Source organism: Salmonella sp. SA14318 (assembly GCF_029866905.1).
GTDB classification, from domain to species: Bacteria; Pseudomonadota; Gammaproteobacteria; order Enterobacterales; family Enterobacteriaceae; genus Salmonella; species Salmonella enterica.
Genome location: NZ_CP123282.1, coordinates 584,814 through 597,802, shown reverse-complemented (window position 1 = coordinate 597,802; position 12,989 = coordinate 584,814). Strand labels below are relative to the sequence as shown.

General features: G+C 52.8%; 10 protein-coding genes and 2 tRNA genes. 1 reads left to right on the top strand and 11 read right to left on the bottom strand.

Annotated features, from left to right (window positions below; all coding sequences use genetic code 11):
* Positions 1 to 33: 33 nt before the first annotated feature.
* The 8 genes from pnp to QEN32_RS02815 all read right to left on the bottom strand — a co-directional run bounded on the left by pnp (position 34) and on the right by QEN32_RS02815 (position 9,366).
* Positions 34 to 2,169, bottom strand: coding sequence for a polyribonucleotide nucleotidyltransferase (pnp, locus tag QEN32_RS02850; RefSeq protein WP_001670767.1), 2,136 nt, complete (start codon positions 2,167 to 2,169; stop codon positions 34 to 36).
* A 241-nt stretch (positions 2,170 to 2,410) separates the two neighbouring features.
* Positions 2,411 to 2,680, bottom strand: coding sequence for a 30S ribosomal protein S15 (gene rpsO / locus QEN32_RS02845; protein ID WP_000059465.1), 270 nt, complete (start codon positions 2,678 to 2,680; stop codon positions 2,411 to 2,413).
* Between the two features lie 150 nt (positions 2,681 to 2,830).
* Positions 2,831 to 3,775, bottom strand: coding sequence for a tRNA pseudouridine(55) synthase TruB (gene truB, locus QEN32_RS02840; RefSeq protein ID WP_000089678.1), 945 nt, complete (start codon positions 3,773 to 3,775; stop codon positions 2,831 to 2,833).
* Positions 3,775 to 4,176 (bottom strand): 30S ribosome-binding factor RbfA, encoded by a 402-nt coding sequence (gene rbfA / locus QEN32_RS02835; protein ID WP_001040200.1) that lies wholly within the window; start codon positions 4,174 to 4,176, stop codon positions 3,775 to 3,777. Before rbfA ends, truB begins: the two co-directional genes overlap by 1 nt.
* 220 nt (positions 4,177 to 4,396) lie before the next feature.
* The gene (gene infB, locus QEN32_RS02830; protein ID WP_000133064.1) at positions 4,397 to 7,075 is read right to left on the bottom strand and encodes a translation initiation factor IF-2; all 2,679 of its coding nucleotides are present in this window, start codon (positions 7,073 to 7,075) and stop codon (positions 4,397 to 4,399) included.
* A gap of 24 nt (positions 7,076 to 7,099) precedes the next feature.
* Complete coding sequence (gene nusA / locus QEN32_RS02825) at positions 7,100 to 8,602, bottom strand: transcription termination factor NusA (protein ID WP_001031038.1); 1,503 nt, start codon at positions 8,600 to 8,602, stop codon at positions 7,100 to 7,102.
* A 27-nt stretch (positions 8,603 to 8,629) separates the two neighbouring features.
* Positions 8,630 to 9,082, bottom strand: coding sequence for a ribosome maturation factor RimP (gene rimP, locus QEN32_RS02820; protein ID WP_000105461.1), 453 nt, complete (start codon positions 9,080 to 9,082; stop codon positions 8,630 to 8,632).
* A 207-nt stretch (positions 9,083 to 9,289) separates the two neighbouring features.
* Positions 9,290 to 9,366, bottom strand: a tRNA-Met gene (locus QEN32_RS02815).
* A 343-nt stretch (positions 9,367 to 9,709) separates the two neighbouring features.
* Between QEN32_RS02815 and argG the strand changes: the two genes are divergently transcribed.
* Positions 9,710 to 11,053, top strand: a complete 1,344-nt coding sequence (gene argG / locus QEN32_RS02810) for an argininosuccinate synthase (RefSeq protein WP_265321927.1) — start codon at positions 9,710 to 9,712, stop codon at positions 11,051 to 11,053.
* Between the two features lie 85 nt (positions 11,054 to 11,138).
* Here the strand turns inward: argG and QEN32_RS02805 are convergent, their stop codons facing one another.
* From QEN32_RS02805 to secG, 3 genes are all read right to left on the bottom strand, one after another.
* Positions 11,139 to 12,203, bottom strand: a complete 1,065-nt coding sequence (locus tag QEN32_RS02805; RefSeq protein ID WP_265321926.1) for a YwqG family protein — start codon at positions 12,201 to 12,203, stop codon at positions 11,139 to 11,141.
* Between the two features lie 335 nt (positions 12,204 to 12,538).
* A tRNA-Leu gene (locus QEN32_RS02800) sits at positions 12,539 to 12,625 on the bottom strand.
* A gap of 13 nt (positions 12,626 to 12,638) precedes the next feature.
* The gene (secG, locus tag QEN32_RS02795; RefSeq protein ID WP_000272680.1) at positions 12,639 to 12,971 is read right to left on the bottom strand and encodes a preprotein translocase subunit SecG; all 333 of its coding nucleotides are present in this window, start codon (positions 12,969 to 12,971) and stop codon (positions 12,639 to 12,641) included.
* Between the last annotated feature and the right edge of the window lie 18 nt (positions 12,972 to 12,989).

Genomic DNA, 12,989 nt, shown 5'->3' with positions numbered 1-12,989 from the left:
AGCCCTCCGCAGTGCGGAGGGCAAAAGGCTACCTTACTCGGCCTGTTCGCTCGCCGGAGCTTCCGGCGCAGCCGCAGGTTGAGACTGCTCGGTTGCTTCTTTAATGCTCAGACGTACACGGCCCTGGCGGTCAACTTCCAGAACCTTAACCGGGACTTCCTGACCCATCTGCAGATAATCGGTCACTTTCTCTACACGCTTATCCGCGATTTGAGAGATGTGAACCAGACCTTCTTTACCGCCGCCGATGGCAACAAACGCGCCAAAGTCAACGATACGGGTCACTTTACCATTGTAGATACGGCCGACTTCGATCTCCGCGGTAATCTCTTCGATACGACGGATAGCGTATTTCGCTTTTTCACCGTCGGTCGCCGCGATCTTCACAGTACCGTCATCTTCAATTTCGATGGTGGTGCCGGTCTCTTCAGTCAGCGCGCGGATCACAGAACCGCCTTTACCGATCACGTCTTTGATCTTGTCCGTGCTGATCTTGATGGTATGGATACGCGGCGCGAATTCAGAGATATCGCCGCGCGGCGCGTTGATCGCCTGTTCCATCACGCCCAGGATGTGCAGACGCGCGCCTTTAGCCTGGTTCAACGCAACCTGCATGATCTCTTTGGTGATACCTTCAATTTTGATATCCATCTGCAGCGCAGAGATACCGTCGCGGGAACCCGCCACTTTGAAGTCCATATCGCCCAGGTGATCTTCGTCGCCCAGAATGTCAGACAGTACAACGTAGTTGTCGCCTTCTTTCACCAGACCCATAGCGATACCTGCTACGGCGGCTTTAATTGGCACGCCAGCGTCCATCAGCGCCAGAGAAGCGCCGCACACGGAAGCCATAGAGGAAGAACCGTTGGATTCGGTGATTTCAGACACCACGCGAACGGTGTACGGGAATTTATCCATGTCCGGCATCACTGCCAGCACGCCGCGCTTCGCCAGACGACCGTGACCAATTTCACGACGCTTCGGAGAACCGACCATGCCGGTTTCGCCTACGGAGTACGGAGGGAAGTTGTAGTGGAACAGGAAGCTGTCAGTACGCTCGCCCATCAGTTCATCAAGCACCTGCGCGTCACGGGCAGTACCCAGAGTTGCGGTAACCAGCGCCTGCGTTTCACCACGGGTAAACAGAGCGGAACCGTGAGTACGCGGCAGTACGCCAGTGCGCACGTCCAGACCACGGATCATGTCTTTTTCACGGCCATCAATACGCGGCTCGCCTGCCAGTACGCGGCTACGCACCACGTTTTTCTCGATAGCGTGCAGGATTTCGCCCAGCTCGTTAGCATCCAGAGTTTCATCTTCTGCAATAAGCTGCTCGATGGTTTCGGATTTGATTACGTCAACCTGAGCATAGCGTTCTTGTTTATCGGTGATGCGGTACGCGTCGCTCAGACGAGATTCAGCCAGCGCAGCAACACGCGCGTTCAACGCGTCGTTGACGGCTTCCGGCTGCCAGTCCCAACGCGGTTTGCCGGCTTCTTTCACCAGATCGTTGATCGCCTGGATAACAACCTGCTGCTGCTCGTGACCGAATACCACCGCGCCCAGCATAGTGTCTTCGCTCAGCAGTTCAGCTTCGGATTCCACCATCAGCACAGCCGCTTCGGTACCGGCAACCACCAGGTCCAGCTTGCTTTCTTTCAGCTCGTCCTGGGTCGGGTTCAGCACGTACTGGTCATTGATGTAACCTACGCGCGCCGCGCCGATTGGGCCGTTGAACGGAATGCCGGACAGCGACAGCGCAGCAGATGCGCCGATCATGGCAACGATGTCCGGGTTAACCTGCGGGTTAACGGAAACGACGGTCGCAATAACCTGCACTTCGTTAACGAAGCCTTCCGGGAACAGCGGACGAACCGGGCGGTCAATCAGACGCGCGATCAGGGTTTCGCCTTCGCTTGGACGGCCTTCACGACGGAAGAAGCTGCCCGGGATACGACCAGCAGCGTAGGTACGCTCCTGATAGTTAACGGTCAGTGGGAAGAAGTCCTGGCCTGGCTTGGCTTTTTTCTGGCCGACAACGGTAACGAATACGGCGGTGTCATCCATGCTTACCATAACAGCGGCAGTGGCCTGACGCGCCATCATGCCAGTTTCCAGCGTAACGGTATGCTGACCGTACTGGAATTTACGAACGATCGGATTAAGCAAAATAATATCCTTTCCAATTTTTGACGGCATAATACGCGCCGTCGTTAATACCCGATCTTCTGCGCATCCTCGCGACTAATGACAACCCTAACCCTGATATGGGTAAAGCCTCTCATTAGCCGCGCGAACCTCTGCAACGGAAGATCATTCATAGCAACAATACATTAGTTTCCAGCGAATTGCTGCCATCTGCTGGAAAAAAGGGGCCATGAAGGCCCCCTCTTTCTGAAACTCGAAAGAATTAGCGACGCAGACCCAGACGCTCAATCAGCGCGGTGTAGCGTGCAACATCTTTACGTTTCAGGTAGTCGAGCAGTTTACGACGCTGAGAAACCATACGCAGCAGACCACGACGGCTGTGGTGATCTTTTTTATGCTCTGCAAAGTGACCCTGCAGGTGGTTAATCTGTGCAGTCAACAGAGCAACCTGAACATCGGTAGAACCGGTGTCGTTTGCGTCACGACCGAACTCAGAAACGATTTTAGCTGTAGCTTCAGTACTTAGAGACATTTTAAAACTCCAAAGTATTTAAGAATGAGAGGACGCCGATCTCTAATTCAGCGATCCCAGTGTACGCCGCGTAAACTGTTAAATAATTTACGCGACGTTAAGCGGCAGTATTCTACTCGCAGCGCTCTCTTATCGCAAGACGAAGCGACATTACGCCGGGTACTCTACTACCAGCCGACGAGGCGCGACACGGCCTTCGTCGTCAATTTCGCCCATACCGATAAATTTATCGTCTTCACCTTCCGTCACACGAACCAGTCCCTTCAACGGTGCGCCCGTGGTACGAACCGGGTTGCCATTTTTGAAGTATACCGAAGATGTTAACGGCAGATTAACAACAGGATAGTCCGAAGCTGGACTGTCCATTGGCATCAATAATGGATCGAGCAACTGCGCCGCCGGAACGCCCTGCTGCTCCGCCTGTGCTACCAGCTCGCGCAAGTGCTCCAGCGTCACCATACGATCCACCGGATACTTGCTGACCGTCAGACGACGCAGGTAGGTTACGTGCGCGCCACAGCCCAGTTTCTCACCTAAATCATCAATAATGGTACGAATATAGGTGCCTTTGGAGCAATGAACTTCCAGCTCCAGCTCGTTACCTTCATGGCGAATAAACAGCAGCTCATAGACGGTAATCGGGCGGGCTTCGCGCGGCACTTCGATACCCTGGCGGGCATATTCGTACAGCTTCTTGCCCTGATACTTCAGCGCCGAATACATCGAGGGAATCTGTTCGATATCCCCACGAAAGGTCTCCAGCGCGCTCGCAAGCTGCTCAGCGCTGAAAGTCACCGGACGCTCCTGCACGATTTGACCATCGGCGTCAGAGGTATCCGTGCGCTGCCCCAGACGGGCAATAACACGATAGCGTTTGTCAGAATCCAGCAGGTACTGCGAAAATTTTGTCGCTTCGCCGAGGCAAATCGGCAACATGCCGGTCGCCAGCGGGTCCAGCGCGCCGGTATGCCCGGCGCGGTTAGCATTGTAGATGCGCTTAACTTTCTGCAGCACGTCATTGCTGGACATACCCTGCGGCTTGTCCAGCAGCAGAACGCCGTGAATGTCGCGGCCACGACGACGAGGACGACTCATCAGTCCTCCTTGCTGTCGTCCGGGTTCACACGACGTTCTTCGTCATGTTTCACCACGTTAGTCACCAGGTTGGACATACGCATCCCTTCCACCAGCGAGTTGTCGTAGAAGAAGGTCAGTTCCGGCACGATGCGCAGACGCATCGCTTTACCCAGCAAGCTGCGGATGAAACCAGACGCTTCCTGCAGGGCCTTAATGCCGTTTTTCACAGCCGCTTCGTCCTGATCGTTGAGGAACGTCACGAATACTTTGGCGTATGCCAGATCGCGGGACATTTCGACACCGGAGACGGTAGTCATCATGCCCAGGCGCGGGTCTTTAATTTCGCGCTGCAGGATGATTGCGATCTCTTTCTGCATCTCTTGCGCTACGCGCTGAGGGCGACCAAATTCTTTCGCCATAATAAATTCTCCAGAATAAAGACAAAAAAGGGGCCATAAGCCCCTTTTTCAATTTCTTGCCGGGTGGCGCTTCGCTTACCCGGCCTACGCCTAATCATCTTCTAAGGATTTTGGATTGCAACAAGGCGGCAAGCTCGTAAATCCCCGGGAGCATAGATAACTATGTGACCGGGGTGAGCGAGCGCAGCCAACGCCGTTGCGGCCCAAAAGACGACGAAGATTAAGCGATGGTACGTTGGATCTCGATAATTTCGAATACTTCAATCATATCGCCAACGCGAACGTCGTTGTAGTTCTTCACGCCGATACCACATTCCATGCCGTTACGGACTTCGTTAACGTCATCTTTGAAGCGGCGCAGGGATTCCAGCTCGCCTTCATAGATAACCACGTTGTCGCGCAGAACGCGGATTGGGTTATGGCGTTTAATCGTACCTTCGGTAACCATACAGCCCGCGATCGCGCCGAATTTCGGCGATTTGAACACATCGCGCACTTCAGCCAGACCGATGATCTGCTGTTTCAGTTCCGGAGACAGCATGCCGCTCATCGCCGCTTTCACTTCGTCGATCAGGTTATAGATGACGGAGTAGTAACGCAGATCCAGGCTTTCAGATTCGATCACTTTACGCGCAGAGGCATCGGCACGAACGTTGAAGCCCACCAGAATGGCGTTGGACGCCGCAGCCAGGGTCGCGTCGGTTTCGGTGATACCACCTACGCCAGAACCGATGATCTTCACTTTCACTTCGTCGGTAGACAGTTTCAGCAAGGAGTCGGAGATCGCTTCCACAGAACCCTGTACGTCGGCCTTCAGCACGATGTTCACTTCGTGAACTTCGCCTTCGGTCATGTTGGCGAACATGTTCTCGAGTTTAGATTTCTGCTGACGCGCCAGTTTAACTTCACGGAATTTACCCTGACGATACAGAGCAACTTCACGGGCTTTCTTCTCGTCGCGAACGACGGTCACTTCGTCACCCGCAGCCGGAACGCCGGACAGGCCGAGGATTTCCACCGGAATGGACGGACCCGCTTCCAGCACTTCCTGACCCAGTTCGTTACGCATCGCACGCACGCGGCCGTATTCGAAGCCACACAGCACGATATCGCCCTTATGCAGCGTACCTTCACGAACCAGCACGGTAGCCACCGGACCACGACCTTTATCCAGGAAGGATTCGATCACCGCGCCGCTCGCCATACCTTTGCGTACCGCTTTCAGCTCCAGAACTTCGGCCTGCAGCAGGATAGCGTCCAGCAGTTCGTCAATACCGGTACCCGCTTTCGCAGACACGTGAACGAACTGGCTTTCACCGCCCCACTCTTCCGGCAGAATGCCGTACTGGGACAGTTCGTTCTTAACGCGATCCGGATCGGCTTCCGGCTTATCGATTTTGTTCACCGCAACCACGACCGGCACACCTGCCGCTTTCGCGTGCTGGATAGCTTCGATAGTCTGCGGCATCACGCCGTCGTCTGCCGCTACCACCAGAACCACGATATCCGTTGCCTGCGCACCACGAGCACGCATAGAAGTAAATGCGGCGTGACCCGGGGTGTCCAGGAAGGTGATCATCCCGTTGTCAGTTTCAACGTGGTAAGCACCGATGTGCTGGGTAATGCCGCCCGCTTCGCCAGAGGCTACTTTCGTGGAACGAATGTAGTCCAGCAGAGAGGTTTTACCGTGGTCAACGTGGCCCATGATGGTCACAACCGGTGCGCGCGGTTCAGCCGCAGCGCCGGTATCACGGTCGCTCATTACCGCTTCTTCCAGTTCGTTTTCACGACGCAGGATAACTTTGTGGCCCATCTCTTCGGCAACCAGCTGTGCGGTTTCCTGGTCGATGACCTGGTTGATGGTGGCCATGGCGCCCAGCTTCATCATCGCTTTGATGACCTGAGAACCTTTCACCGCCATCTTGTTCGCCAGTTCGCCAACGGTGATGGTTTCACCGATCACCACGTCGCGGTTAACGGCCTGAGCGGGCTTCTGGAAGCCTTGCTGTAAAGAAGACCCTTTACGCTTGCCGCCTTTACCGCCGCGAACCGCAGCACGAGCTTCTTCGCGATCGGCTTTGGATTCGGCATGTTTGCCTTTTTTCGCCGGACGCGCCGCTTTTGCATTACGGCCACGACCACGACCGCCTTCAACTTCACGATCATTTTCGTCTTCGGCCTGGCGAGCGTGCTGAGAAGTGGTGACATGATAGTCACTGGTGTCTTCTACTGGCTCAGGCGTTGCGGTCCATTTGTTTTCTTCCGCCATGCGGCGAGCTTCTTCTGCTACACGACGCGCTTCTTCTTCGAGTTTGCGACGTGCTTCTTCTTCCGCTTTACGCTTCAGCTCTGCAGCTTCATTCTCACGGCGGGCTTTTTCGGCCTGGGCGGTTTTGGTCATATCGTCAGTCTGTTGATTGCTCACTTTGTCTTTTTCCGCAGCTTCACGTTTCGCTTTTTCAGCGGCTTCACGCTTAGCTTGTTCTGCGGCCTCGCGTTCAGCTTTTTGTTGCGCCTCGCGTTTGGCCTGTTCTTCTGCCTCACGACGGGCTTGCTCTTCCGCTTCACGCTGCGCCTGCTCTTCCGCGGCCAGGCGTTCAGCCTCTTGCGGATCGCGTTTCACAAAGGTGCGCTTCTTGCGGACTTCGATTTGTACCGATTTACTTTTTCCACCGGTACCAGGAATATTCAGGGTGCTGCGCGTTTTACGCTGCAGCGTCAGTTTATCGGGACCAGAAACCGCTTCGCGGTTCAGGTGCGCCAGTAAAGTCTGTTTTTCTTGTGCGGACACAGAGTCGTCAGCAGATTTCCGGATACCTGCATCAGCAAACTGCTGTACCAGGCGATCCACGGAAACCTGTCTCTCTGCGGCCAGCGCTTTTAGGGTTACATCTGTCATGCTGTTCCTTCCTGCTACAGTTTATTACGCTTCGTCGCCGAACCAGCAAATATTACGGGCAGCCATAATCAGCTCACCGGCTTTTTCGTCGGTCAACCCTTCGATATCAGCCAGATCATCAATGCCCTGGTCGGCGAGATCTTCCAGCGTACAAACACCACGAGCCGCCAGTTTGAAAGCCATATCGCGATCTAATCCTTCCAGATTCAGCAGATCGTCAGCCGGTTTGTTATCACCGAGGCTTGCTTCCTGGTCCTGCGCCAGAGTGGCCAGTGCGTTTTTAGCACGCTCGCGCAGTGCTTCAACGGTCGGCTCATCAAGGCCGTCAATTTCCAGCAGTTCTTTCATTGGCACATAGGCCAGTTCTTCGAGCGTGGAGAAACCTTCTTCTACCAGAACGGTCGCGAACTCTTCATCAATATCAAGATATTTAGTAAAGATCTCGATAGCGGCATGTGCTTCAGCCTGATGTTTAGCCTGCAAGTCATCAACGGTCATTACGTTGAGTTCCCAGCCGCTCAATTGCGAAGCCAGGCGGACGTTCTGACCATTACGTCCGATCGCCTGCGCCAGATTACCGGCTTCAACGGCGATATCCATGGTATGTTTATCTTCGTCCACCACGATAGACGCGACGTCTGCCGGCGCCATCGCATTAATGACGAACTGCGCCGGGTTATCATCCCACAGCACGATATCGATACGCTCACCGCCCAGTTCGGTAGAGACCGCCTGAACGCGCGCGCCGCGCATCCCCACGCAAGCGCCGACCGGATCGATACGTTTATCGTTGGTTTTCACTGCGATTTTCGCACGAGAGCCCGGATCGCGAGCCGCCGCTTTAATTTCAATCACTTCTTCGCCGATTTCCGGCACTTCGATGCGGAACAGTTCGATCAGCATTTCCGGCTTGGAACGGGTGACGAACAGCTGCGCGCCACGCGCTTCCGGGCGAACAGCATACAGCACGCCGCGAATACGGTCGCCAGGACGGAAGTTTTCGCGCGGCAGCATATCTTCACGCAGAATCACTGCTTCAGCGTTACCGGCCATCCCTTCGGATTTAATTTCCAGAGAGATATTGTCGCGGTTCACTTTCTTCACCACGCCAGTGACGATTTCGCCTTCCTGGTCGCGGAACTGATCGACAACCATCGCGCGTTCAGCTTCACGGACCTTCTGTACGATAACCTGTTTCGCAGTCTGCGTGGTGATACGGTCAAAGGTGACAGATTCAATCTGATCTTCAACATAGTCGCCGACATTCAGGCTTTCGTCTTCAAAACGCGCCGCTTCCAGCGTAATTTCCTTCGTCGGCATGGTCACTTCTTCAACGATCAACCAACGGCGGAAAGTATCAAAATCACCGCTTTTACGATCGATTTCTACACGAACATCGATCTCCTGCTCATATTTTTTCTTTGTTGCTGTCGCCAGCGCACTTTCCAGCGCTTCAAAAATTTTTTCGCGTGGCAGCGCTTTTTCGTTGGAGACGGCTTCAACAACAGCCAAAATTTCTTTGTTCATCGCGGGCTTTTCACCTCATCCAGACTGTTAAAAGTGGGGAACCAGGTTCGCCTTCTGGATATTACTCAGCGCGAACACTTCATCTTTGCCTTCGACTGTGACGGTAATCATTTCACCGTCCACCGCTTTGATAATGCCCTGCCACTTGCGACGGTTCTGTACCGCCATGCGAAGAACCAGCGCAACTTCTTCACCCTGGAAACGCGCATAATGATCAGCAGTGAACATAGGACGGTCGAGACCCGGTGACGAGACTTCAAGGTTGTAAGCCACGGAGATAGGATCTTCAACGTCCAGCACCGCGCTTACCTGGTGGCTCACATCAGCACAATCATCAACATTGATGCCATCTTCACTATCAATATAGATGCGCAGTGTGGATGTGCGACCGCGAATAAATTCGATGCCGACCAGCTCGTAGCCTAAGGCTTCAACTGGCGCTGTAATCATCTCTGTTAATTTTTGCTCTAATGTGGACAAGCCCACCCCCAAGACATAAAAAAAGGGCCTAAAGCCCAGTTATTCTGTAGTCAGATAACAAAAAACCCCGATAAATCGGGGCTTTAGATAACTGAACCCTATAACCGCAACGGCGGTCTGGTGTACCTTCCGAAAGAATTTTTTTCAAATCCAGCTACGAAGGACATAATCTTCACAGTATATTTGAAAAAGAACTCTAAGGGAAAGTGGTTGCGGGGGCCGGATTTGAACCGACGACCTTCGGGTTATGAGCCCGACGAGCTACCAGGCTGCTCCACCCCGCGCCTGAAACGTGGCAAATTCTACTCGTTTTGGGCAAAATTTGCAAATACTGCTGGGATTTGGTACCGAGGACGGGACGTAAAATCTGCGCACAGTATAGTGACCAGGCATGAGTTATGTCAACCCTATTCCCAATATGCAGATGAATGAATATCACTCTTCGTTATACTCATCCCACCTCTCCGGCTTATACACGCATTTCACAACGTTATTTCAGTAAACCTTCACTAAACGCTTCCTGTCTCTGCTAAAAGATGATTAAATGAAAACTCATTTATTTTGCATAAAAATGCACTAAAGCAGAAACCGATCTCATTATCAGTCAATCAAGCAGGGTTCTATTCTATGACGACGATTCTTAAGCATCTTCCAGCAGGTCAACGTATTGGTATCGCTTTTTCCGGCGGTCTGGACACCAGCGCCGCACTGCTGTGGATGCGACAAAAAGGAGCTGTCCCATATGCCTATACTGCGAATCTGGGACAACCGGATGAGGATGACTATGACGCCATTCCTCGTCGCGCAATGGAGTATGGCGCAGAGAATGCTCGCCTGATTGATTGCCGCAAGCAGTTGGTTGCAGAAGGGATCGCAGCGATTCAGTGCGGCGCTTTCCATAATACGACTGGCGGGCTGACCTATTTCAATACCACGCCGCTGGGCCGTGCCGTAACCGGCACGATGCTGGTCGCCGCGATGAAAGAAGACGGCGTGAATATCTGGGGCGACGGCAGTACCTATAAAGGCAACGATATTGAACGTTTCTATCGTTACGGCCTGCTGACGAATGCTGAATTACAGATTTACAAACCGTGGCTGGATACCGACTTTATCGATGAGCTGGGTGGTCGCCATGAGATGTCTGAATTTATGATTGCCTGCGGTTTCGACTATAAGATGTCAGTCGAAAAAGCCTACTCCACCGACTCCAACATGCTCGGCGCCACGCATGAAGCGAAAGATCTGGAGTTTCTTAACTCCAGCGTCAAGATCGTCAACCCGATTATGGGCGTGAAGTTCTGGGACGAGAGCGTGAAGATCCCGGCAGAAGTTGTGACCGTCAGCTTCGAGCAGGGTCACCCTGTTGCCCTGAACGGTAAAACCTTCAGCGATGATGTTGAGATGATGCTGGAAGCGAACCGCATCGGCGGCCGTCACGGCCTGGGTATGAGCGACCAAATTGAAAACCGCATCATTGAAGCAAAAAGCCGCGGTATTTATGAAGCCCCCGGAATGGCACTGCTGCACATCGCTTACGAGCGTCTGTTGACCGGTATTCACAACGAAGACACCATTGAGCAATATCACTCTCATGGTCGTCAGTTGGGCAAACTGCTGTATCAGGGCCGCTGGTTCGACTCGCAGGCGCTGATGCTGCGTGATGGCCTGCAACGTTGGGTCGCCAGCCAGATTACCGGTGAAGTGACGTTGGAGCTGCGTCGCGGCAACGACTACTCCATCCTGAACACCGTGTCAGACAACCTGACCTATAAGGCTGAGCGTCTGACCATGGAGAAAGGCGAGTCCGTATTCTCACCGGACGATCGTATTGGCCAGCTGACCATGCGTAATCTGGACATTACCGATACCCGCGAGAAACTGTTCGGCTACGCGAAAGCGGGTCTGTTAACCGCCTCTTCCGCGACCGGTCTGCCGCAGGTTGAGAATCTGGAAAACAAAGGCAAATAAGCCCGCGTCGTTGATGCAACAGGCCGCGAAAGCGGCCTTTTTTATGAACATCACCCCAGGTTGATGCAAATGGCTGATTTGCCGGTTAATCTAACTGGACAACATTTCGCACCCTGTCAAAGCATTGTGCAGCCATGTCTTTTTCAGTCATCATTATATAGTCAATGCCCCCGCCAAAATCCGGCCCAGCGACAGCCAGTAATGCTGTTGTAGAATGAATTTCTTCATCCCAGCTAAAAAGCTGTCGCCATCTTGTATCATTTTGATTCAGTTCATCTTCCACACTACGTTGGAGAGGAATTGTCCACCCTCCCAGAAGATCGCCGGAATAGCAGGCATCAACTCGATACGGGTTATCCTGTTCGTAATCACTTAACGCGTCATACCATGATTCATACGCTTTCTGCTGCGTAACGCTTAATCCCTCGCAGACTGACGGAACACTGATAACGGAAAGAGGTTCCAGGCACTCAACCTGTGTACACAATTGCCATGGTTCACGAAATTCAATCTTATTGTAAAAAGCCAGCAAGTCATCTGGCACAGGTAGCGTGCTTAATGCATCTACCTCAACATCGTGCCAGAAAACAAAGGGCTGCCGATCTTCCCAGGTAACATCGACAAAGAAGCTCAATAACCCCCGCCTGGGAAGCAGTGGATCAAACCCTGGGAGTAACGCCAGGTCACTCAAATTTAGTTGGGCAACGAAAGCAAGCGGAAAATCAACCAACTGATTCTCTATGCGGATGTCAATTTCGGTTAATAACCGTTGCTGCACCAACCGACACCTCTCCTCGTCAAAATCTTCCGCTGGCTGCCCAAGCAGCTTACGCCCTTCATTGAGCAGCTCATAACTCATTTTCATTTCATGAACAAACATGGCATTTCGCGTTTTTTCAGCTTTCAGCTTTAGCACGCGAGATGTGGCATTAACCGATTTTTTTCGTATAGGCCAGTTTTGTCCTAATGGCCAGTCGGGTAGACCGCCCAACCGCGATGCCCCCACCTTTACTGTTTCCATATCCCGCAGACAACGTTTAAATGCAATAGCAGCACGTGCCTGTTGCACGACTTTCTCCTGAATAGCAGAGCTCAAATTGGATGTGCGCAATTCGGCAATCAATCCAGCACGATCGAAAAATAAACTCATTAATCTCTTCCTTAGATATTCGGCTCAGTGCAAAGGAAGATTAGATAAAACTACTTGAGCAAAAGATATGGAGGGGGATAACAGATACAAGCATTTCAGATTATAGCTGAGCAACTACCGTCTTCAATGAACGGAGATGATCTCGTAATCGGTGGAGTGAACCTGACGCAGGGAGATCACCAGAGAGGACATACATGAGTATGTATAGAGGGCTATCTCAACGTATTGACGGGGCCATGCCAGGGACGCGTGTAAGCGTGCTTCAACCTCCTCTCTGAGAGCAGTTTCAACAGACGAAAAAAAAGACGCTTTTCAGCGTCTTTCTTTCGGAATATTGGTACCGAGGACGGGACTTGAACCCGTAAGCCCTATTGGGCACTACCACCTCAAGGTAGCGTGTCTACCAATTCCACCACCTCGGCACGGATACTGCTATTAGCGCGGGATATCGCTGGTCGGCTGGGCCGGTGCAGCAGGTTGAGTCTGCTCGGTCTTCGCCGGCGCGCTCAGATTTTCCCACTCGCTTCCTTTATTGGTTTTATTGCTATTGATATTACCCAACACCAGACTGATGATGAAGAACAGCGTCGCCAATACCGCCGTCATTCGGGTCATGAAGTTACCAGAACCACTTGAACCAAATAGCGTAGCGGAAGCGCCTGCTCCGAAGGAGGCTCCCATATCAGCGCCTTTACCTTGCTGCAGCATGATCAGACCTACAAGGCCAATTGCCACAATAAGGAAAACAACTAAAAGAGCTTCGTACATAATCAACCTGTTCCTTGC

What these genes read in the sequence shown, in the direction of transcription:
- nusA (WP_001031038.1), bottom strand. Translation starts at nt 8,602, where the DNA reads ATGAACAAAGAAATTTTGGCTGTTGTTGAAGCCGTCTCCAACGAAAAA.
- secG (WP_000272680.1), bottom strand. Translation starts at nt 12,971, where the DNA reads ATGTACGAAGCTCTTTTAGTTGTTTTCCTTATTGTGGCAATTGGCCTT.
- QEN32_RS02805 (WP_265321926.1), bottom strand. Translation starts at nt 12,203, where the DNA reads ATGAGTTTATTTTTCGATCGTGCTGGATTGATTGCCGAATTGCGCACA.
- truB (WP_000089678.1), bottom strand. Translation starts at nt 3,775, where the DNA reads ATGAGTCGTCCTCGTCGTCGTGGCCGCGACATTCACGGCGTTCTGCTG.
- rpsO (WP_000059465.1), bottom strand. Translation starts at nt 2,680, where the DNA reads ATGTCTCTAAGTACTGAAGCTACAGCTAAAATCGTTTCTGAGTTCGGT.
- argG (WP_265321927.1), top strand. Translation starts at nt 9,710, where the DNA reads ATGACGACGATTCTTAAGCATCTTCCAGCAGGTCAACGTATTGGTATC.
- infB (WP_000133064.1), bottom strand. Translation starts at nt 7,075, where the DNA reads ATGACAGATGTAACCCTAAAAGCGCTGGCCGCAGAGAGACAGGTTTCC.
- rbfA (WP_001040200.1), bottom strand. Translation starts at nt 4,176, where the DNA reads ATGGCGAAAGAATTTGGTCGCCCTCAGCGCGTAGCGCAAGAGATGCAG.